This window comes from Stenotrophomonas sp. YJH_SMC_19, assembly GCF_059367915.1.
The window spans coordinates 1-19863 of the sequence record NZ_JCAFRI010000025.1 but is presented as its reverse complement, the minus strand read 5'-3'; the positions used below and the strand labels follow the sequence as shown (position 1 = coordinate 19863).

The window sequence follows — 19863 nt, the reverse complement described above, 5'->3', positions numbered from 1 at the left end:
ACGGCAGGTTTTGTGGCGATTCGGGCACAACCGCTCGGTGGACGGATGCAGAAACGCCATCCCGCGCGGGCCGGGATGGCGTTCGGGCCTGCAGCCTGCGCAACGGAATCTCAGCGCGCAGCCAGCGCCGACGCGATTTCCTGCTGGATGGCCCGGGCCGCGGCCTGCGGATCGGTGGCCAGGCGGATCGGGCGACCAACCACGATGGCATCGGCGCCATCGGCAAAGGCCTGGGCCACGCCAACGGTGCGCTTCTGGTCATCGCCGACCGGGCCACCGGGGCGGATGCCCGGGCAGACGATCGAGAACCCGGCGCCGGTAGCGGCGCGGATCGGGTCGGCTTCCTGGCCCGAGGCGATCACGCCATCGATACCGGCCGCCTGCGCGGCCAGCGCGCGTTCGACCACTACGTCCACCGGTTCACGGTCGATGCCCATCTGCGCCAGGTCCGGGCGGCCCATCGAGGTCAGCACGGTCACCGCCAGCAGGCGCATGTCGCTGCTGTTGGCGGCGGCGCAGGCTTCCATCATCGCCGGGTGCCAGCCGTGGATGGTGGCGTAGCTGACCGGCCACTGCGACAGGCGCTTGATCACCGCCGCGGCAGTGGCCGGGATATCGAAGAACTTCAGGTCGACGAACACGCGCTTGTCGCGGCGGGCCAGCTCGTCCAGCACCTGGAAGTACTCGCCCGACGCCAGCAGTTCCATGCCGATCTTGTAGAACGCCACGCTGTCGCCGAGGCGGTCGACCCACTCCAGCGCCTGCGCGCGGTCAGGCACGTCCAGCGCGAAGATCAGGCGCTCGTCATCGCGCAGCGGCAGCGGCGCGCGGCTCACGGCGCGTAGTCCAGGGCAGCGCGCTTGGCGTCGTGGCGGGCCTGGCGCGACTGGCTGTAGTCATTGTTGAACTGCGCCGGCTCGAAACCGCCGTAGGTCGGGTTCGGCAGCATCCACCAGCGCTCGCCGAACCAGTCGTGGTACTGCTGCAGCAGGGCGTCACGGCCGTCGTTGGTGTTGGCGGTCACTTCCACGAAGTCGCCCAGCTGGTCGCCGAACTGCATCAGCACGCGGTACTTCTGCCCGGCCAGGCGGCGGCGGCAGTTCTTCTCGCTGCCGGCCTGCTCGCAGCCTTCGACCACGGTGCCCAGGCCCAGGAACACGCTGTCATCGGCCACCGGCAGCCCCTGCTCGCGCAGGTTGGCCAGGGTCGCGTCCTTCAGGTGCACGGCGCGGTTGGAGATGTACAGCAGGGTCACGCCCTTGGCGTTGGCGGCCTTGGCGAAATCGACCACGCCCGGAATGGCCTTGGCCTTCTTTTCGGCCACCCACTGGTCCCAGCTCAGCTCGTCGTATTCCTTGCCGTCGCGCACCAGGCGCGCCTGGTAGGGGGAGTTGTCCAGCACGGTCTCATCCACGTCCAGCACCACGGCCGGCTTCAGGCCCTTGGCCTCGTTGCCGCGTTCCTCCGGCACCAGCGCATCCCAGTGCGCTTCCTTCAGCGCGGCGTCCAGGTGGTCGGCGGCGGCGCGGTAGGTCTGCTCGGTGATTGCCTTGTACTCCTGCGCGCGCTGCATCCACAGCACGGCGTTGAGATTGTCGTTGGCGGTCGCATCAAGCGCGCCATCAGCCTTGGCAGCGGCGGCCGGGGCCTCCGGGGCAGCGGCTTCGGCAGCAGGCGCATCCACGCGCTTGCAGGCGGACAGGCCCAGCGCCGCAGTGGCGAGCAGGGTCAGGGACAGGGAAACGGGACGACGCATGGATTCACCGGCAATCAGATATACCGGCGCATTTTACCGGCAAAGGCGGCCCCGGGACGGCTATGCTTGGCGGTTGACCCGTTGCCCTTCCGGAGGCCGCCATGACCGATTCCGTCCAGACCCCCGACGTCCCCCTGCTCGACGCCGTGCAGGCCCGCCTGCTGGGCTGCCTGGTGGAAAAGGAGGCGACCACGCCGGACACCTATCCACTGACGGTCAATGCCGCCCAGTCGGCTGCCAACCAGAAGACTGCCCGCGAGCCGGTGATGAACGTCGACGCCGGCAGCGTGCAGCACGCGCTGCGCCAGCTGGAGGCGTTGGGCCTGGCCCGCCAGCACTTCTCCTCGCGCGCGGACCGCTACGAGCACCGCCTGCAGGCCGCGCTGGACCTGACCCGGCAGCAGACCGTGCTGCTGGCGCTGCTGCTGCTGCGTGGGCCGCAGACGCTGGGCGAACTGATCACGCGCAGCGAGCGCCTGCACCGCTTCGCCGACGCCGATGAAGCCCGCCACGCCATCGAACGCCTGCAGCAGCGCGCGCTGCTGGTGGTGCTGCCGCGCGCCAGTGGGCAGCGCGAAGACCGCTACATGCACCTGCTGTGCGGTGAAGTGGACGGTGCGGCGCTGGCGGCCAGGTACGCCAGCAGCGGCGGTGGCAACAGCGATGCAGCCGACCCGGGCCTGGCCGAGCGCGTGGCCCAGCTGGAAGCGGCCGTGGCCGAACTGCAGGCGCAGCTGGCCGAACTGCGCGGCTGAGGGGGTGGGTGCCGACCGTTGGTCGGCACTGCATCTGAATCGTGCCGACCAACGGTCGGCACCTACCAACATCAGGGGTCAGACCTGCGCCGCACCCGGCGTGGCATACAACCGGCTCGGGCTGTCCACGCCCGGCAGCTGGATCACCCCCCGCTCCTGCATGCCCAACCCCAGCAGGATCTTCCCGGACACCACGTTGTCCAGATCGGTGATGCCATACAGATCCTGCAGGCCCAGCCCAGCGCGCGCATGCGCGAACACTGCCCGCGCCGCCTCACCGGCATAGCCCTGCCCGGCGAATTCCGACAGCACCGCATAGCCGATGTCCGGACCCGGCAGCCCATCACGCCGTACCAGCCCGGCATTGCCCAGCCAGGCACCGTCGGACAACCGCTCGATGGCATACATGCCAAAGCCATTCAACGCATAGCTGTGCAGCACACGCAGCGCGATGTAGTCCCGCGCCTGCTCCTCACTGCGCACATTGCGGTCGCCAATGAAGCGCACGAAGCCCGGATCATTCAACAGCGCCAGCATCGGAGCCGCATCGCGATCAGGCTCGATAGCACGCAGGCGCAGGCGTTCACTCTCGATCGGTTGCACAGGTGGACCTCCAGCCGAAACCCCGATTCTGCCTCAACCCCAGCTGCTGCTTTTGATTTTCTTTTTCTTTTCCGTGGCTGGCGCGCACGGGAACTGTCAGAGGCCGGGCGGGTGGGCTGGGCGGGACCGTCCGCGGCATGGATGCCGCGGCCGAGCCCCCATGGATGGGTTTACGGCGTGTCCCGACCGGCCCACCCGCCCGGCCCCCCACGAGTGCATTGCGAACGGCGCCAACCACGAGGGGCTGCGCCGTTCGCCGATCAGTCGAACAACGCCTCGATCGCCGCCAACCCCGCACTCGCCCGTTCCTTCTTGCGCGCCGCATCGGCCACCGGATCAGCGCCATCACGCTGGATCTCCTCGGCCGGGATCTCATCGAAGAACCGGCTCGGCTTCAGCCGCACATGCTCACCGAACTTGCGCGTCAGCTTGCTGTAACTCATCCACAGCTGGATCTTGGCGCGGGTGATGCCCACGTACAGCAGCCGCCGCTCTTCCTGCAGGTTGCCCTCGTCCAGGCTGACCTGGTGGGGCAGCACGCCATCCTCGCAGCCAACGATGAACACGTACGGGAATTCCAGGCCCTTGGAGGCGTGCATGGTCATCATGCGCACCTGGTTGCCACCCTCGTCCTTGTCGCTGCGTGACAGCAGCGCCAGCTGGCCGGCCAGGTCAGCGGCAGTGGCGCCGCGCGGGCCGCCCTCGAACCACTGCGCCAGTTCCTCGATGTTGTTGGCGCGGCGCTGGTAGCTGGCCTCTTCCTTGGCCTGCTGGCGCAGTTCGCTGAGCAGGCCCGATTCCTTGGCGACCTTGCGGATCATGTCGCCCGAGGTGACCTGGCGCATCTGCGCGCGGAGGTCGCGCAGGATGTCGGTGAAGCGGGCCAGGCTGTTGGCGGCGCGAGGCGGCAGCTGCTGCAGGGCGCCGATCGCCTCGGCAGCCTGCGCCATCGGCATGTCCTTTTCCTGCGCCAGCTCGGCCAGCCTGGCCAGCGTGCCGGCACCGACGTCGCGCTTGGGCGACTGCACCGCACGCATGAACGCGGTGTCGTCGTCTGGATTGACCAGCAGCCGCAACCAGGCCAGCGTGTCCTTCACTTCCTGGCGCTCCAGGAACACGGTGCCGCCGGTCAGGTGGTAAGGGATGCGCAGCAGCTGCATCGCCTTTTCCAGCGGCCGTGACTGGAAGTTGCCGCGGAACAGGATGCAGAAATCACTCCATGGCACGTTGCGCGACTGGGCCACGAAGGCGATCTCGGCCGCGACCTTTTCCGCTTCGTGCTCGCTGTTGCGGCATTCCCATACGCGGATGCGTTCACCGTCGGCCTGGTCGCTCCACAGCTTCTTCAGGTGCTCATGCGGGTTGTTGGCGATCAGCGCATTGGCGGCGCGCAGCACGCGGTTGGAGCAGCGGTAGTTCTGCTCCAGCTTGATGATTTCCAGCGCAGGGTAGTCGCGCCCCATCTGCTGCAGGTTTTCCGGGTTGGCACCGCGCCAGGCGTAGATCGACTGGTCATCGTCACCCACGCAGGTGAAGTTGCCCTTGTCACCGGCCAGCTGCTTGAGCAGGCGGTACTGCGCGTCGTTGGTATCCTGGCATTCGTCCACCAGCAGGTAGCCGATGCGCTCGCGCCAGGCCAGCGCGATCTCCGGATTTTCCTCCAGGATCTGCACCGGCAAACGGATCAGGTCATCGAAGTCGACCGCGTTGAACGCCGTCAGGCGCAGCTGGTAGCGCTCGTAGACGCTGGCCGCTTCCTTCTCGCGGTTGCTGCGCGCGGCGGCCATCGCCTGCTCGGGCGACAGGCCGGCGTTCTTGGCGCGCGACACCAGGTTCTTCATGTCCTCGATGTCGTCGGGCTTGGCCCCGTACATCAGGTCCTTGATCTGCGCAGCGGCATCATCGGCATCGAAGATCGAGAAGCCACGCTTCAGGCCCACGGCCGCGTGTTCGATCTGCAGGAACTTCAGGCCCAGCGCATGGAAGGTGCAGATGGTCACCTCGTCGGCGTCCTGCTCGCGCAGGCGCTTGGCCACACGCTCGCGCATTTCCTTGGCCGACTTGTTGGTGAAGGTGATCGCTGCGATGCGGCGTGCCGGGTAGCGGCCGCTGCCGATCAGGTGGGCGATCTTTTCCACGATCACGCGCGTCTTCCCGCTGCCCGCGCCGGCGAGCACCAGCAACGGACCTTCGATGTGCAGGACGGCGGCGGCTTGGGGGGGATTGAGACCGTGCATGGGAATGGGATTGTAGCGGGGCCGCAGCGGGCGGACCTGACTTGCATGCACGCCGTTCCTAAGCTATTGATTCGCCACCGGAGCACTGGAGCCAGGTGCATGCGCCCGACCGCCTCTGCCGCCCTGCTGGGCACCCTGCTGTTGCTGCTGGCGCCGTTGGCTGCCCGCAGTGCGGACTGCGCGCCCGATGCTGGCGCGTCGTTGCGGTCGGCGCTGATGACCCCGGGCTTCCTGCAGGCTCATCCTGACCTGCACTGGCGCGAGCTGGGCCTGCAGTCGTGGCGCCAGGGCCGGCCCGATCATGCGCTGGTGCATTTCAAGCGGGCGGCCGCGCACGCCGACAAGCTGTCGCAGTCGCTGGTCGCGCGCATGTACCAGGAAGGCACGGGTACCGCCCCTGATCCGGTGCTGGCCTACATCTGGATGGACCTGGCCGCCGAACGCGGCTACCGCGACCTGCTGCTGGAGCGCGAGCGCTACTGGAACCGCCTGGATGCCGCGCAGCGGCAACGGGTGCTCGCCGAAGGGCCGGCGCTGTATGCGGCCTACGGCGATGCCACGGCCAAGCCGCGCATGGAGGCTGCCATGCGCGTGGACCGCAGCGGCATGACCGGCAGCCGTACCGGCTGGGTCAGCTCGATGCTGCAGGTGGAACTGTCCGACGGCCCGGAAGCCGGCTGGCCCACCCGTGGCGATGACTACTATCGCGATGCCTACTGGGACCCTGCAGCGTACTGGTGCATGCAGGACCGCATCTGGGAACAGGAGTTCCGCGGCCGCAGCGTCGAGGTCGGCCCACTCAGCCCCGTGGAAGGCGCGGGGCGCTGACGTTCGTATTCCATGGTCATTGCCAGGAGGGCGATCATATGAAAGCGAAGCAAGCTCCACGCTTCTGCCTGCTGCTGGGCCTGTCGATGGCCGCTGCCGTGACCGCCAGGGAATGCCCGGTGGAGGGCCCGCGGCAGATCCCGCCAACCGTCCTGACCGGAGGCTTCTTCGATGCCCATCCGGACCTGTTCTGGCGCAGCATGGCCCAGCGGGCCGAACGGGACAGACAGCCCGCCAGGGCGCTGGACAACTACTGGCGCCCCGCGCTGACCCCCAGCGTCGAGATAGGACGGCCGGACACGGTCCGCGACGACAAGGCGGTGGACGACTAGAATTGGCCGATGGCCAAGCTCTATTTCTACTATTCGGCGATGAACGCCGGCAAGACCACGACCCTGCTGCAGAGCGCGCACAACTACCGCGAACGCGGCATGCGGGTGGCGATCCTGACCCCGCGCCTGGATGATCGTGCCGGCGCCGGCGTGGTGGCCTCGCGTATCGGCCTGCGTGCGGACGGCATGGCCTTCGATCGTGACACCGACCTGCAGCACTGGGTCGAACAGGACCTGGCCGCCAACGGCCCGATGGGCTGCGTGCTGGTGGATGAAGCGCAGTTCCTCACGCGCGCCCAGGTCTGGCAGCTCAGCGAGGTGGTCGACCAGCTGCGCATTCCGGTGCTGTGCTACGGCCTGCGCACCGATTTCCGCGGCGAGCTGTTCGAGGGCAGCCAGTACCTGCTGGCCTGGGCCGACGAGATGCAGGAGATCAAGACCATCTGCCACAGCGGGAAGAAGGCGACGATGACCGTGCGCGTAGACGAACATGGCCATGCGGTGAAGGATGGCCCGCAGGTGGAGATCGGTGGCAACGACCGCTACGTGTCGGTCAGCCGTGCCGAGTTCAAGAAGATCACCCGCGGGGAAGGGCGGATCGATCCGGCGCAGGCACCCCTGCCGCTGTAAGGGGGGGTCTTGTGCAGGGCTTGCAGCCCTGCACCTGCTCAACGCAACGGCAACGGCGAAAGCGAAAGCCAAAGCCAAAGCCAAAGCGGCATTCCGTGGGATGGCGGGCCGGTGTGGGTGGGCAGGACACGCCGTAAACCCGTCCCTGGGGGCTCGATGGCGCCATCCATGGCGCCAACGGTCCTGCCCACCCACACCGCCCCACCTCTGACAGATCCCCGCGGCTGTTGGTGGGTGCCGACCGTTGGTCGGCACATCTGTCAGATATCGAAATTCATCTATCGAAATTCATCTGGGATCAGAGCCCGTTGCGCAGCAACGGGTTCCGACCCCGTGCTCCGACAGATCGCGGAGGTCTGTCGAAGGCGGGGTGGGTCCGGTGGCGGGAGTGTCCGCGGCATGGATGCCGCGGCCAAGCCCCCATGGACGGGTTTACGGCGTCTCCCGCCACCGGACCCACCCCGCCTCCCCACAGGAAACCAGCTTCTGCCGTTGCTTCGGCTCTGGCCTCTGCAGGTGCAGGGCTGCAAGCCCTGCAATCCCAAACCACTCAGTACAGCGTGCGCTCCGGCGCACCCGCCGGCGGCGGGGTGTACTGGTACAGCCAGGTCTCGGTCAGGGTCTTGCCGCCACTGCGCAGGAACAGGCGGATGTCGATCTGCTCGGTACTGCCCTCCGGCGGCACCAGGTCGAACATCGCGCGGTAGCCGTTGATCTCGCGCAGCGGACGCGCCGACACGATCTCGACCCGGCCGCGGCTGGCTTCCACCACCGCCTCGACCTCGCCCTTGTCGATCAGCCTGGCCAGTTCGCCACCTTCGAAGTCCACCGCGAAGCGCCAGCTGAAGTACTCGCGCTTCTTGCCGACCACGCCACCCAGGCCGGTGCGGCTGGCCACGCAGTGCGCCAGCGGCGGCCGTGCCGGCGGTTCGGCACCCCAGTACAGGCGGTAGCCGACCAGCAGTTCCTGGCCCGGCTGTGGTTTTTCCTTCGGGTTCCAGAACGCCACGATGTTGTCGAAGGTCTCGTCCACGGTGGGGATCTCCACCAGCTGCACCGAGCCCTCGCCCCATTCGCCCTTCGGCTCCACCCACAGGCACGGGCGCTTCTCGTAGAACACGCCGTCGTCCTGGTAGTGGTCGAAGTTGCGGTCGCGCTGCAGCAGGCCGAAACCACGCGGGTTGCGGTCGACGAACATGTTGAAGCGCAGGTTGCGCGGGTTCAGCAGCGGCCGCCAGATCCACTCGCCGGCACCGGTCCACAGCGACAGGCCGTCGGTGTCGTGGATCTCCGGGCGCCAGTCCCAGGCCATGCGGCGGTCGTTCTCACCCACCTGGTACATGCTGGTGCACGGGGCGATGCCCAACCGCTCGATCGCCTTGCGCGGGTACAGCGCGCTGTCGATGTCCATCAGCAGCACGTCGCCATTGGTGATCGCGAAGCGATAGGCGCCGGCCACGCTGGGCGAATCCAGCAGGCCGTAGACCACGATCGTGTCCGAATCAGCCGAGGGTTGCTCCAGGTAATAGGCGATGAAGTCCGGGAATTCCTCCGGCTTGCCCATGCCGGTATCGATTGCCAGGCCACGCGCGGACTGGCCGTACTGGCCTTCCTTGCCGACCGCGCGGAAGTAGCTGGCGCCGAGGAAGGCGGCGAAATCGCGATCGGTGTCCTTGCGGGTGTTCAGGCGGAAACCGGCGAAGCCGAGATCGGCCGGCAGCTCGCCGTCCTTGATGCCGCTCTTGCCGTAGTTGAAGGCCGCGCCGTCATAGGCCAGCTCCTGCGCCTTGCCGTCGACCACGTCGAACATGCGCACCGGCGAATGGAAGTACAGGCCCAGGTGGAAGAACTTGGCCTGGAACTTGCCCGGCTGGTCGGCCCACAGCGCATGGTCCTGGCGGTAACCGATCGACTGGTACTGGTCCCAGTCCAGCCCTTCCAGGCGGCCCGGCAGCACCCGCTTGTGGCTCTTGTAGGGCGCCTGTGCCAGCGCGCGCGCCTGGCCCTTCAGGGTGGCGAAGTCGAACGGCTGCGGTTGGCCGAGGCGGCGCAGGCCCATCTGGCCGCTCCTGCTGGCCGCGCACGCGGGCAGGGACGGCAGGCCGAATGCAGCCAGGGCGAGGGAGGCATTGCGGATGAAGTCGCGTCGTTGCATGCAGGCGCGTCAGGCACAGAGGGGAAGGTCGGCCATCATAGGCAGACAAACGTTAACGGGCAGCGGAGACGTGCCCTGCCCGTTCAGCTGCCGCTGGCCGCCCGCCTCAGCGCTGGCAGTGGCTGCACCAGACGCTGGCGCGCTGGCCGATGGTGGCGTGCTTCAGCGCGCGGCCACAGTTCGGGCAGGGCAGCCCGTCACGGCCGTACACCAGCAGTTCCTGCTCGAAGTAACCCGGCGCGCCATCGGGGCTGATGAAGTCACGCAGGGTGGTGCCACCACGGGTGATGGCGTAGCCGAGGATCTCCTTCACCGCATCGGCCAGCCGCTGGTAGCGCTCGCGCGAGATTTTCCCGGCCTCGCGCAGCGGACTGATGCCGGCCTTGAACAGGCTCTCGGCGGCGTAGATGTTGCCCACGCCCACCACCACCGCCTGGTCCATCAGGAAGGTCTTCACCGGCGCGCTGCGGCCACGGCTGCGGGAGAACAGGTAGTCCCCGTCGAAGGCATCGTCCAGCGGCTCCGGGCCCAGCCCCTGCAGCAGCGGGTGGACTTCGCCGGCCGGCTGCCAGAGCAGGCTGCCGAAACGGCGCGGGTCGTTGAAGCGCAACAGGCGGCCGTTGTCCAGGCTGATATCCACATGGTCGTGCGCGCGCAGCGGGGTATCGCCGGGCAGCACACGCAGGCTGCCGGACATGCCCAGGTGCAGCACGGCGCTGCCGATGGCGGTGTCCAGCAGCAGGTACTTGGCGCGACGGCGGATGTCCTCGATGCGCTGCCCCGGCAGCAGCTCGGCCACTTCCGGCGGAATCGGCCAGCGCAGGTCGGCGCGGCGCAGGATCACGCCATGCACGCGGCGGCCCTGCAGGTGCGGCGCCAGGCCGCGGCGGGTGGTTTCGACTTCGGGCAGTTCAGGCATGAACCGATTCTACGCCCGCTCAGCGTGGCGGCGCCCCCAGTTCACGGGCATCCAGGACGCCATCGCCGTTGGCATCCTGCTTGTGGAAGCGCTGCACGATCACCTGCCGCTGCTGCTCGCGGCGGATCGCCCTGCCCTTGCCACCGGGCAGCTCCTCGGCGCTCAGCACGCCATCACCATTGCGGTCCATGCGGTCGAAGGCATACAGCATCCACTGCACGTACTCGGCCTCGCTGACCTTGCCGTCGCCATCGCTGTCCATCCGCTGCAGGTAGCTGGTGGTATCGGTGACCTGGGCCAGCGCCGCACCCGGCAGCAGCACCGCCAGCAGAACGCCGTACCCTGCCCTCACGCGCCCACCAGGCTGTAGCCCTTCAATCGCGCAGCGTAGGCCTGCAGCGCCGCGATTCCGCTTTCCTCGGCCTCGCGGCACCAGGCCTGCAGCTGGTGCAGGCGCTCGGCGGCATCGTGGCCGCGGGCCTCGAGCAGCGCCGCCAACCGCGCGCGGTACTCGACCAGGGTGCGGATGCGCGGGCGCTGTGCCACCCATTCGCTGAGCTGGGCACGACTGTCCGGCTTCAGCCAGCGGCCATCGTTGACCAGGCCACGGCGCAGCCGGCGCGGCAGCAGGCGCCGCAGCTTGGCCCCAGCGTGGGCGGCTTCCTCGCGCAGGGCCGGCATGAACACGTTGCGCTGGTAGTCGGTCATCGCCTGGAAGCGGTGCGAGAGCAGCGCCTTCAGGGTCTCGGCATCGGGCACGGCGATGTTCGGGCGTACGTCCATGGCCGGTGCAACGCGAAGCACCTTGGCCAGGCGCAGCGCCTGCAGCAGGCGGATCGCACTCCAGCCGATGTCGAACTCCCAGCGCCGCATCGCGAAGCGCGCCGAGCTGGGGAAGGCATGATGGTTGTTGTGCAGCTCCTCACCACCGATCCAGAACCCCCACGGCGTCAGGTTCGTGGAGGTATCGGCCGATTCGTAGTTGCGGTAGCCCCACCAGTGGCCCAGGCCATTGACCACGCCGGCCGCCCAGAACGGGATCCATGCCATCTGGATCGCCCACAGGGCCACGCCGGGCAGGCCGAACAGCACGCTGTTGATCGCCAGCAGCAGCACCGGGCCCAGCGTGGCGTGCGGGGTATACAGGTGGCGCTCGATCGCATCATCCGGGGTGCCGCGCCCGTACTGCTCGATGTCCGCGCGCATGCCGCGTGCCTCCCGGTACAGCTCCACGCCATGCCAGAACACCGTGCCGATGCCGCGGGTGACCGGGCTGTGCGGGTCGTCCTCGGTCTCCACCTTGGCGTGGTGCTTGCGGTGGATGGCCACCCATTCGCGGGTGATCATCGAGGTGGTCAGCCAGAGCCAGAAACGGAACACGTGGGCCAGCGCCGGGTGGAAATCGACGCCGCGATGGGCCTGGCTGCGGTGCAGGTACAGGGTCACCGAGAAGATGGTGATCTGGGTGAAGACCAGCAGCACGCCCAGCATGGCCCACCAGCCGAGGCCGAGCACACCACCGGTCAACAGGGACATCAGGGCATCGGGCATGGCGGCTCTCCGTATCGACGCGGGGATGGCAGACATCATGGGCGCTTGCGTTGCAAACTGCATCCCTGCGGCGGTGATTGCCACCGTCATCCGTGGCACCGTTCACAGTTGGGGACCTGAGTTGTCGAGCCTTGATCCACGCGCCAGCACCATGACTGCCGCCCCGTCCGTTGCGGAGCTGCCCCCCTTGATCGAACTGGACCGCGCCACCGTGGTGCGCGGCCAGGTGAAGGTGCTGCACGGGCTCAGCCTGCGCATCGCGCAGGGCCAGCACACCGCCCTGCTCGGCCCCAACGGCTGCGGCAAGTCGACCTTCATCAAGCTGATCACCCGCGAACTGTATCCCCTTGCACAGGGAGACGGCTCGGTGGCGGTGAAGGTGCTGGGCCAGAACCGCTGGCAGGTGGACCGGCTGCGTTCGCAGCTGGGCATCGTCACCGGCGACCTCAGCAGCAATCTGGCCGACATGCCCGGGCTGACCGTGGAACAGGCGGTGCTGTCCGGCTTCTTCGCCAGCTACGTGGTGCCGGCCTTCCGCGAAGTGACCGCCGACATGCGCACGCGCGTCGGCGAGACACTGGCGATGACCGGCGCCCTGTCCCTGCGCGAACGCGCCTATGCCGAGCTGTCGGCCGGCGAGACCCGCCGCGTGCTGATCGCCCGCGCGCTGGTCAATCGGCCGCAGGCACTGCTGCTGGACGAACCCTCCACCGGGCTGGACCTGGTCGCCCGCGAGCAGCTGGTGGCGACCATGCGGGTGCTGGCGCAGCAGGGCATCACCCTGGTGCTGGTGACCCACCACATCGAAGAGATCATTCCCGAGATCGAACGCGTGGTGCTGCTGCGCGACGGCCGTGTGCTGGCTGATGGCACCCGCGCCGAACTGCTGCGCAGCGCGCCGCTGTCGGCGGTGTTCGGTGGCCCGATCACCGTGTGCGAGCAGGAAGGCCGGCTGACCGCGTACGCGGGGTGAGGCGGAGCCCTCGGGGGAAACAAGGAGCCTGGAAACCGACAGGCCTGGGAGACCGACTCTACCCCGTCGTGGTGTCATTCCCGTCGTGATGTCATTCCCGCCGTCACGCCATTCCCGTCGCGATGCCATTCCGTCGCCATGCCGGTGCAGCGGGCCGGATGTTCCGGCCCGCCACCGCCTTGCTCAGAACCTCAACGCCAGCGCGCGTGACTCGATCGGTGCCATCCGGCTCTGATCCTGCAGCTGCAGGTCGCGCAGCTCATACGGCGCACCGAAACCGGCCGGCAATGCGGCCTGGTCGAACGGCAGCACCAGCTGGCCACGCCCCGGACCATCGAACCACGCGGCCGCATGCGCCTGCGCGACCGGCTTCAGCTGGCCATCGCGGCCGGTGGCATACAGCGTGCCACGCGCCTCGTAGCGGCCAGCGGCGGCTACCTGCAATGGCAGTGCGACCTGTCGACTGGCCGGGTCCGGCGCCGCCTGGCCACTGAAGCGCGCGGTCGGACGCGCCACCGCGAAGGCGACCTTGCCATCGCGCAACACACCATCGGCCTGGGCGAACACCTGCAGCTCCCACAACCCCTGCGCGTTGCCGACATCAGCCGGAATCCGCACCTGCGCACGCAGGGCACCATCGGTGGTGCGCAGCAGGCGCTGCGGCCAGCTGCGGCCGTCCGGCGCAACCAGCAACGCTTCACCGCCCAGGCTGCTGCGGCGTGAGGCCAGCGTTGCGGGAGTAGCGCCGTCTTCCAGCAGGCGCGCCTGCAGCTGCAGGTTGCCACCGGCCAGCACCTGCCCTTGGTTGGCCTGCACCTCCAGCCGCAGCGGACTGTTCGGCTCCAGTACCTGCACCACGTAGCGGCCCTGTGCCTGCGCGCTCTGCAGCGTGTACGCACCGGCCGCACTGGTCGCGCCGGTACGCAGCATGCTGCTGCCATCACTCACCGGCATACCGGCCTCCTGCAGCGCGCGCGCGTCGACACTGCGGGCCACGCTGCTGCGGCCTGCCGGGTCGCGCACCTGCAGCGAGTTGGCCGGCACTGCACGCGCGCCTTCTGCCGGGCTCAGCTGGATCACCGCATCGGCGGCCGTCAGCGGTAGATCGAGGCCGCGCTGCAGTTGCGTGCCATCGACCTGCTGCCAGTAGCTGCGGCTGACCGAGGCATACGGAGTCGCCGCCTGCAACGATTGCGCCGGGTCCAAGGCCCAGGCGAAGGACAGCGGTGCGCGTTCGCTGTCATCGGCCGGCAACGGCGCGGCAACCAGCGCCGCGGGCACCTGGTCGCCTGCGCGGGCGGCCTGCAGCGGCTGCGCGGCCTGCGCTGCGGAAAGGGACAGTGCTGCCAGCACGGCGCCGGCCAGCAGGGTGGATTGAATCGTCATGGTCGTCTCCCTCACTGGGTCAGGTCGTTGCGCAGCAGGGTGCCGAGGCCGAAGCACTCGCGGCGGCTCTGGTTGTGGCTGAGCGGTTCTGCGCCCTGGGTACGCGCCTTGTCGGTGAACCAGGTGGTGCCGGCGGCCTTCTGGCTGCTGCACTCCAGGAAGCCATCGGAGCAGGACGACAGCCAGTTCTGGGTGAACTCCAGGCCGACGTTGGCGGCATAGCCGCCGCAGTAACTGTTGCTGTCCCACACCGCCGATTCCACGTCGCTACCGACCATCGCGCGGAACGGCTTGGGCAGCGCTGGGCGACCGGCCGTGCCATACAGGTTCTGCGCGTTGTAGGTGGCCATGCTCGCCACCTGCTGCTGGCGCACCGCGTCGTTCTTGTAGCCCAGCAGCCAGCCCAGCGAGGTTTCAAAGGTGTTGCCGTTGAGTACCGCATCGGCCAACGGCGTACCCGCCGAGGAAGGTGCCAGCGCGGTGACCTTGCGCACCGTGCGGATGATCTTCGGATAGCGGCTGTCGTAGGTCGGGTTGGACAGGATCCAGCGCACCACATTGCCGCCGTTGGAATGGGTGATCACCACCAGCTGGGTGATGCCACGGCTGTCGATGAAGCTGGTCAGCTGGTTGGCCAGGCAACCGGCAGCTTCGGGCTTCCACATGTACTGGGTGAAGTCACAGTTGATGACCACGTAGTTGCTGCTGTTCGGCAGGCCCTGGCGCACGGTGTCGATGATCGCCGGCTGCCAGTAGTCCTGGGTGGCGTTGGTCTGCGCGCCGGTGCCATGCACGAAGGCCACGCCGACCACGTCGGCGGCCTGCGCCGGCGCTGTTGCAAGCCCGAGGAGCAGGGCCAGGACGGTACTTCCTGTTGCGGTGCTGCGCATCGCTTCTCTCCCTCTGTCTTCGGATCCCCCCCGACCCGGCTGGAACTGGACGGCCCTGGCGCTTGCCGTTGTGCCGATGCTCGCGGTGCAGCGGCGTGAAAGTCCGTGCGCTGCGCCCGGAATCAGGAGACTGACGTCAAACGATGACGCTTTTCATATCGCGACAATGACCATGCCGGGTCTGGCCGTATGACCGATGGCCACTGCAGTGTCGTATGGGGGCTGCGATCATGGCGCGTTGTTTTCTCTCCCGGAGCCTGTCCATGTCGCTGATTTCCCACCCTGCCCGCCCGCTGCTCGGCCTTGCCGTCGTCGCGGCCCTGGCCGGTTGTGCCGCCACCGCCACCAAGCCGACCGCCGTCGAAGCCAACATCACCACCAAGGCGGTGGGCTATCTGGACAAGAGCGCGGTTCCGGCCAGCCTCGACCTGGTACCGGCACCACCGGTGGCCGGTTCGGCCGCGCTCGCCCTGGACGAGCAGGTCAGCCGTGAAGCCCGCGCGCTGCGTGGCAGCCCGCGCTTCGCCCAGGCCGGTGTCGATGCGGAACTCGGTTTCCCCGAAGGCGCCAACCACTTCTCCTGCGCCGCCGACATCGACGTCGATGCGGTGAAGACCCCGGCGCTGTATCGCCTGCTGGAGCGCAGCCGGATCGACGCCAGTGCGGCGACCAAGGCGGCCAAGAACCACTACCAGCGCCCGCGCCCGTTCATGGTCAATGGTGAACCGACCTGCTCGCCGAAGGACGAGGAAGGCCTGCGCAAGAACGGTTCCTACCCGTCCGGCCACACCTCGATCGGTTGGGCCTGGGCACTGATCCTGTCCGAGATCGCGCCGGACCGCGCCGATGCCATCCAGGCCCGTGGCCGCAACTACGGCGAGAGCCGCCTGGTCTGCAACGTGCACTGGCAGAGCGACATCCTCGAAGGCCGCTTCATGGGCGCCGCCGCGGTGGCCCGCCTGCACGACAACGCTGCATTCAACAAGGACCTGCTGGCCGCACGCAAGGAAATCGCGGCCGCACGCAAGGCCGGCCTGCACTCCAGCCGCGATTGCACTACCGAGAACGCGGTGCTGAAGGTGCGCCCGCAGAGCGCGCTGTAAGCGCGCGCCGGATCACTCGTTGCCGGCCAGCGGCCGGCACTACAATGGGCGTAAGGAAAAAGGGCCGGCATTGCGCCGGCCCTTTTTCATTGCATCAACGCAGCCACCGCATCAGAACTTCGCGGTGAACTCCACGCCCCAGGTACGCGGCTCGTTGAGGAAGCCGGTCAGGTTGTTGAAGTCGATCGCGCCGACCACGCGGGTCTGGTTGGTCAGGTTGCGGCCGAACACGGCCACGTCGTACTGGCCGTAATCCCAGTTGTAGCCCAGGCGCAGGCCGCCTTCCAGCGAACTACGGCCGCGGAATTCCGGCGACTCGTAGATGAAGAAGTTCACCGCACTGCGGTAGGCCCAATCGGTGTAGGCGTACAGCTCGCTGCCATCGCTGAGCGGGAAGCCCACGCGCAGGGTCGCGTTGTGGATCCACTTCGGCGCCTGCGGCAGCGGGTTGCCGTTCACCAGCGCATAGGTCTGGCCGTTGATCACCGTGGTCGGGTCGTTGATGGTGCAGCCACCGCCGCAGATCGCCACCGCCAGATCCTTGTCCTTGATCTCGGTGTCGTTGTAGCTGCTGCCGAAGGTCAGCAGGACGTTGTCGGCCAGGTAGGCTTCCAGGTCCAGTTCCACGCCCTGGCCGATGGTCTTGTCGGCGTTGAGCAGGGTGGCGGTGTTGTTGCTGCCACCCACCGCGATCAGCTGCTGGCCATCGACGTTGTAGCGGAACACGCTCAGGCCCAGGCGCGCGCGGCGCTCGAACAGGTCGGCCTTGATGCCGGCTTCATACGAGAGGACCTTCTCCGAGTCGGCCTGCGACAGGCCCGGCGCGAAGGCCAGGCGGCCCTGGATCGACGGTGCGCGGAAACCCTTGGCCACGCGGGCGTAGGCGTTGATGTCGTCGGTCAGCTTGTAGACGCCGCTGACATCCCAGCTGACGTCGTTGACGTCGGTGTTGGCCAGGTACGGGCCGCTGACCGGGGTGCCGAACGGAACGGCCTGCAGCACGCTGGCGCTGAAGTCCTTCTTGTCCTGGGTGTAGCGCACGCCGGCGCGCAGCTTGAAGCGATCGGTGACATCGAAGTCGCCCGAAGCGAACACCGCCCACGCCTTGTTGCGCTGGTTCTGCACCACGTGGCCGGTCTGTGGATTGCCCGGGGTCAGCGAGTCGTAGTTGAAGTTGTTGATGGTCACGTCTTCATCGAAGTAGAAGACGCCGGCCTGCCAGTCGAAGCGGCCCCACTCGTTGGACTCGATCCGCACTTCCTGCGTCCACTGGCGGTGGTGCGGCAGGCCGTCGGCCGACTCCGACGAGAATGGAATCAGGCCCGGCCCATAGTTGCCGGCACCGAGGAAGGCCGCGCCGTAGCCACCGTCGATGTCGCCACGGTTGAGCGATTCGGCGGTTTCGTAGCCGGTGATCGAGTGCAGCGTCACCGAGCCGAGGTTCCACTGCAGGCGCGCGCTGCCGCCCCAGGTTTCCAGGTCGGAGAAGTTGACGCCGTCGTTGGCCACCTTGTCGCGGTCGAAGTTCTCGACCAGCGAATTGCCACCCTTCTGGATGATGTTGGCGCGGAACAGGCGGGCGGTGCCGTTGAGCTTGCGCTTGTGCAGGTTGAACAGCGCTTCGAAGTCGTCGCCTTCGTACAGGAACTGCACGCGGCCGGCGGCTTCGTCATAGCCTTCGAAACCACTGTTGGGGGCACCGGCGCGGGTGTTGTCGACCCAGTCATCGCGGCGCTGGTAGATCGCCGAGACACGTGCCGACCAGCGGTCGGTCAGCGGGCCGCCGTAGGCGCCCTGCACGTTCCAGCTGTTGTAGCTGCCGTAGCCCACGCGCACGTAGCCGTCGGCATCCTGCGACGGTCGCGCCGAATCGAACTTGACCACGCCGGCCGGGGTGTTGCGGCCGAACAGCGTGCCCTGCGGGCCACGCAGCACTTCCACGTTGGCCAGGTCGAACAGCGGGAAGCCCTTCAGCAGCGGGCTTTCCTGCACCACGTCGTCATACACCAGCGACACCGGCTGCGAAGCATTGAGGTCGAAATCGGTGTTGCCCAGGCCGCGGATGTAGAAGCGCGGGAAGGCACGGCCGTAGGACGACTCGATGTTGAGGCTGGGCACGCGCGCGGCCAGGAAGCGGATGTCATCGCCGGCCGAGCCGAGCACATCCAGCTTCTCGCCCTGGATCGCGCTCAGTGCGACCGGTACGTCCTTGGCGTTCTCGACGCGGCGCTGCGCGGTCACCTGCAGGGCATCGAGGGCAACCGGATCCTTGGCGGCGGGGGTTTCCTGAGCGGCTGCTACCAGCGGCAGCAGGGCGGAAAGAGCGGCAACGAGGGGGCGCGCGACCGGAAGGCGGCCACGGGAAGTACGGGTCGGGGACATGGCGGTAGGCTGTGTTTGGAGGGGTGGTAAAACGGCGCTACCAGATAATTGTTGCAATACAGCACCTACGCCGCAAATGCCCGCCGTTCATGGCCCCGTCGCCGGCGCCCCGGGCGCTCGCTAGACTCGGGGTTTCCAACGCGACGGACCCGCCGCCATGACCCAGTGGTACTTCCATGCCTCCGCCCAGGCCGAGCGCATCGGCCCGCTTGATGACGAGGCCGCGCGCCGCTACGCGCAGGCCAATCCGCGCGCGCTGGCCTGGTGCCAGGGCATGAGCGGGTGGACACCGATCGCCGAGGTGGCCGAGCTGCAGGCGGTGGCCCCGGGCATGCCCAACACCCCACCGCCGGTCCCCGTCGGCGCCAGCGGCCGCGCCGACGACATCGAGTTCCGCATCGTCGGCCATGAAATGCAGTTCGTGGAGATCGAGCTCGACCCCGGCGAGAGCGCGATCGCCGAGGCCGGTGCATTGATGTTCAAGGACGCCACGGTACAGATGGACACGGTGTTCGGCGCCGCCAACGGCGACCAGGGCGGCGGCTTCATGGGCAAGGTGATGGCCGCCGGCAAGCGCGTGCTGACCGGCGAGAGCCTGTTCGCCACCGTCTACACGCAGAGCGGGCACGGCAAGGGCAAGGTCGCCTTCGCCGCGCCCTACCCGGGCACGGTGCTGGCGATGAAACTGGACCAGCACGGCGGCCGCCTGATCTGCCAGAAGGACAGCTTCCTGGCCGGTGCGCGCGGCGTGCAGATCGGCGTGCAGTTCCAGCGCAAGATCATGACCGGCCTGTTCGGTGGTGAGGGTTTCATCATGCAGAAGCTGGAAGGCGACGGCTGGGTGTTCATCCACGCCGGCGGCTGCGTGGTGGAACGCGAGCTGGCTGCCGGCGAGCGCCTGGACGTGGATACCGGCTGCGTGGTGGCCTACCACCCGACCGTGGACATGGACGTGCGCCGTGTTGCGGGCATCAAGAGCATGCTGTTCGGCGGCGAGGGCGTGTTCCTGGCCACGCTGACCGGCCCAGGCAAGGTCTGGCTGCAGTCGCTGCCGTTCTCGCGCCTGGCCGGCCGCATGTGGATGGCCGCGCCGCAGGGCGGTGGCCAGAACCGCGGCGAGGGTTCGGTACTGGGCGGCCTGGGCCGGATGCTGGACGGCGACAACCGCTTCTGACCGCCTCCGGTCGTGTCGGCGCTGGCCGGCAACCCCATCGACCTTGGCGCGCATCCCGGTAGTGCCGGCCGCTGGCCGGCAGCCCCATGGACCTTGGCGCGCATCCCGGTAGTGCCGGCCGCTGGCCGGCAACCCCATGGACCTTGGCACGCATCCCGGTAGTGCCGGCCGCTGGCCGGCAGCCCCATG

Annotated in this window: 18 protein-coding genes; 7 read left to right on the top strand and 11 right to left on the bottom strand. The window is 68.1% G+C overall.

What is annotated here, in order from left to right:
* Window positions 1–110 precede the first annotated feature (110 nt).
* Together pyrF and AC5P5R_RS19350 are read right to left on the bottom strand one after the other, a co-directional pair.
* Entirely contained in the window at window positions 111–836 is a 726-nt protein-coding gene (gene pyrF, locus AC5P5R_RS19355; protein WP_100438155.1) for an orotidine-5'-phosphate decarboxylase, read from the bottom strand.
* A complete protein-coding gene (locus AC5P5R_RS19350; protein ID WP_005407497.1) occupies window positions 833–1756 on the bottom strand; it encodes a 5'-nucleotidase, lipoprotein e(P4) family in 924 nt (307 codons plus the stop codon). The genes pyrF and AC5P5R_RS19350 overlap by 4 nt, the downstream gene beginning before the upstream one ends.
* Before the next feature lie 101 nt (window positions 1757–1857).
* Here AC5P5R_RS19350 and AC5P5R_RS19345 point away from each other — a divergent pair, with 101 nt between their 5' ends.
* Window positions 1858–2511, top strand: coding sequence for a YceH family protein (locus AC5P5R_RS19345; RefSeq protein ID WP_100438156.1), 654 nt, complete (start codon window positions 1858–1860; stop codon window positions 2509–2511).
* A gap of 78 nt (window positions 2512–2589) precedes the next feature.
* On the opposite strand, the gene AC5P5R_RS19340 is transcribed toward AC5P5R_RS19345, so the two are convergent.
* On the bottom strand, window positions 2590–3114 hold the full coding sequence (locus tag AC5P5R_RS19340; protein ID WP_005407495.1) for a GNAT family N-acetyltransferase: 525 nt from the start codon (window positions 3112–3114) through the stop codon (window positions 2590–2592).
* A gap of 260 nt (window positions 3115–3374) precedes the next feature.
* Entirely contained in the window at window positions 3375–5351 is a 1977-nt protein-coding gene (locus AC5P5R_RS19335; RefSeq protein ID WP_100438157.1) for a UvrD-helicase domain-containing protein, read from the bottom strand.
* Window positions 5352–5450: 99 nt separating this feature from the next.
* On the opposite strand from AC5P5R_RS19335, the gene AC5P5R_RS19330 reads away from it, so the two are divergent.
* From AC5P5R_RS19330 to AC5P5R_RS19320, 3 genes are read left to right on the top strand one after another with little or no spacing between them, the layout of a single operon-like run.
* Entirely contained in the window at window positions 5451–6179 is a 729-nt protein-coding gene (locus AC5P5R_RS19330; RefSeq protein WP_049395479.1) for an SEL1-like repeat protein, read from the top strand.
* A 38-nt stretch (window positions 6180–6217) separates the two neighbouring features.
* Window positions 6218–6511, top strand: coding sequence for a hypothetical protein (locus AC5P5R_RS19325; RefSeq protein WP_100438158.1), 294 nt, complete (start codon window positions 6218–6220; stop codon window positions 6509–6511).
* Between the two features lie 9 nt (window positions 6512–6520).
* Window positions 6521–7141 carry a thymidine kinase gene (locus AC5P5R_RS19320; protein ID WP_005407490.1) on the top strand — a complete coding sequence of 207 codons (621 nt, stop codon included), beginning with the start codon at window positions 6521–6523 and terminating at the stop codon, window positions 7139–7141.
* Window positions 7142–7691: 550 nt separating this feature from the next.
* Here the strand turns inward: AC5P5R_RS19320 and AC5P5R_RS19315 are convergent.
* The 4 genes from AC5P5R_RS19315 to AC5P5R_RS19300 all read right to left on the bottom strand — a co-directional run bounded on the left by AC5P5R_RS19315 (window position 7692) and on the right by AC5P5R_RS19300 (window position 11766).
* Window positions 7692–9296, bottom strand: coding sequence for an OpgD/OpgG family glucan biosynthesis protein (locus tag AC5P5R_RS19315; RefSeq protein ID WP_012478684.1), 1605 nt, complete (start codon window positions 9294–9296; stop codon window positions 7692–7694).
* 106 nt (window positions 9297–9402) lie between these two features.
* The gene (mutM, locus tag AC5P5R_RS19310; protein WP_062606866.1) at window positions 9403–10215 is read right to left on the bottom strand and encodes a bifunctional DNA-formamidopyrimidine glycosylase/DNA-(apurinic or apyrimidinic site) lyase; all 813 of its coding nucleotides are present in this window, start codon (window positions 10213–10215) and stop codon (window positions 9403–9405) included.
* 19 nt (window positions 10216–10234) lie between these two features.
* Window positions 10235–10567: an EF-hand domain-containing protein gene (locus AC5P5R_RS19305; protein WP_099485085.1), complete on the bottom strand. Its 333-nt coding sequence runs from the start codon at window positions 10565–10567 to the stop codon at window positions 10235–10237.
* On the bottom strand, window positions 10564–11766 hold the full coding sequence (locus tag AC5P5R_RS19300) for a DesA family fatty acid desaturase (RefSeq protein WP_044569304.1): 1203 nt from the start codon (window positions 11764–11766) through the stop codon (window positions 10564–10566). Before AC5P5R_RS19300 ends, AC5P5R_RS19305 begins: the two co-directional genes overlap by 4 nt.
* A gap of 151 nt (window positions 11767–11917) precedes the next feature.
* On the opposite strand from AC5P5R_RS19300, the gene AC5P5R_RS19295 reads away from it, so the two are divergent.
* Window positions 11918–12739, top strand: a complete 822-nt coding sequence (locus AC5P5R_RS19295) for an ABC transporter ATP-binding protein (RefSeq protein WP_012478682.1) — start codon at window positions 11918–11920, stop codon at window positions 12737–12739.
* Between the two features lie 183 nt (window positions 12740–12922).
* Here the strand turns inward: AC5P5R_RS19295 and AC5P5R_RS19290 are convergent, their stop codons facing one another.
* Together AC5P5R_RS19290 and AC5P5R_RS19285 are read right to left on the bottom strand one after the other, a co-directional pair.
* Window positions 12923–14125, bottom strand: a complete 1203-nt coding sequence (locus tag AC5P5R_RS19290; protein WP_012478681.1) for a DUF4785 domain-containing protein — start codon at window positions 14123–14125, stop codon at window positions 12923–12925.
* An 11-nt stretch (window positions 14126–14136) separates the two neighbouring features.
* Window positions 14137–15015, bottom strand: a complete 879-nt coding sequence (locus AC5P5R_RS19285; RefSeq protein WP_049459879.1) for a lipase family protein — start codon at window positions 15013–15015, stop codon at window positions 14137–14139.
* A 263-nt stretch (window positions 15016–15278) separates the two neighbouring features.
* Here AC5P5R_RS19285 and AC5P5R_RS19280 point away from each other — a divergent pair, with 263 nt between their 5' ends.
* Window positions 15279–16118, top strand: coding sequence for an acid phosphatase (locus AC5P5R_RS19280; protein ID WP_005411807.1), 840 nt, complete (start codon window positions 15279–15281; stop codon window positions 16116–16118).
* Between the two features lie 111 nt (window positions 16119–16229).
* Here AC5P5R_RS19280 and AC5P5R_RS19275 read toward each other — a convergent pair whose 3' ends face one another.
* The gene (locus AC5P5R_RS19275) at window positions 16230–18500 is read right to left on the bottom strand and encodes a TonB-dependent receptor (RefSeq protein WP_012478680.1); all 2271 of its coding nucleotides are present in this window, start codon (window positions 18498–18500) and stop codon (window positions 16230–16232) included.
* 157 nt (window positions 18501–18657) lie between these two features.
* Between AC5P5R_RS19275 and AC5P5R_RS19270 the strand changes: the two genes are divergently transcribed.
* A complete protein-coding gene (locus tag AC5P5R_RS19270; RefSeq protein ID WP_005407480.1) occupies window positions 18658–19674 on the top strand; it encodes a TIGR00266 family protein in 1017 nt (338 codons plus the stop codon).
* Window positions 19675–19863: the final 189 nt, after the last annotated feature.

Coding starts and splice junctions, on each gene's coding strand:
- AC5P5R_RS19350 (WP_005407497.1), bottom strand. CDS start 1,756: ATGCGTCGTCCCGTTTCCCTGTCCCTGACCCTGCTCGCCACTGCGGCG.
- AC5P5R_RS19345 (WP_100438156.1), top strand. CDS start 1,858: ATGACCGATTCCGTCCAGACCCCCGACGTCCCCCTGCTCGACGCCGTG.
- AC5P5R_RS19335 (WP_100438157.1), bottom strand. CDS start 5,351: ATGCACGGTCTCAATCCCCCCCAAGCCGCCGCCGTCCTGCACATCGAA.
- AC5P5R_RS19330 (WP_049395479.1), top strand. CDS start 5,451: ATGCGCCCGACCGCCTCTGCCGCCCTGCTGGGCACCCTGCTGTTGCTG.
- AC5P5R_RS19325 (WP_100438158.1), top strand. CDS start 6,218: ATGAAAGCGAAGCAAGCTCCACGCTTCTGCCTGCTGCTGGGCCTGTCG.
- AC5P5R_RS19320 (WP_005407490.1), top strand. CDS start 6,521: ATGGCCAAGCTCTATTTCTACTATTCGGCGATGAACGCCGGCAAGACC.
- AC5P5R_RS19315 (WP_012478684.1), bottom strand. CDS start 9,296: ATGCAACGACGCGACTTCATCCGCAATGCCTCCCTCGCCCTGGCTGCA.
- mutM (WP_062606866.1), bottom strand. CDS start 10,215: ATGCCTGAACTGCCCGAAGTCGAAACCACCCGCCGCGGCCTGGCGCCG.
- AC5P5R_RS19300 (WP_044569304.1), bottom strand. CDS start 11,766: ATGCCCGATGCCCTGATGTCCCTGTTGACCGGTGGTGTGCTCGGCCTC.
- AC5P5R_RS19295 (WP_012478682.1), top strand. CDS start 11,918: ATGACTGCCGCCCCGTCCGTTGCGGAGCTGCCCCCCTTGATCGAACTG.
- AC5P5R_RS19290 (WP_012478681.1), bottom strand. CDS start 14,125: ATGACGATTCAATCCACCCTGCTGGCCGGCGCCGTGCTGGCAGCACTG.
- AC5P5R_RS19285 (WP_049459879.1), bottom strand. CDS start 15,015: ATGCGCAGCACCGCAACAGGAAGTACCGTCCTGGCCCTGCTCCTCGGG.
- AC5P5R_RS19280 (WP_005411807.1), top strand. CDS start 15,279: ATGTCGCTGATTTCCCACCCTGCCCGCCCGCTGCTCGGCCTTGCCGTC.
- AC5P5R_RS19275 (WP_012478680.1), bottom strand. CDS start 18,500: ATGTCCCCGACCCGTACTTCCCGTGGCCGCCTTCCGGTCGCGCGCCCC.
- AC5P5R_RS19270 (WP_005407480.1), top strand. CDS start 18,658: ATGACCCAGTGGTACTTCCATGCCTCCGCCCAGGCCGAGCGCATCGGC.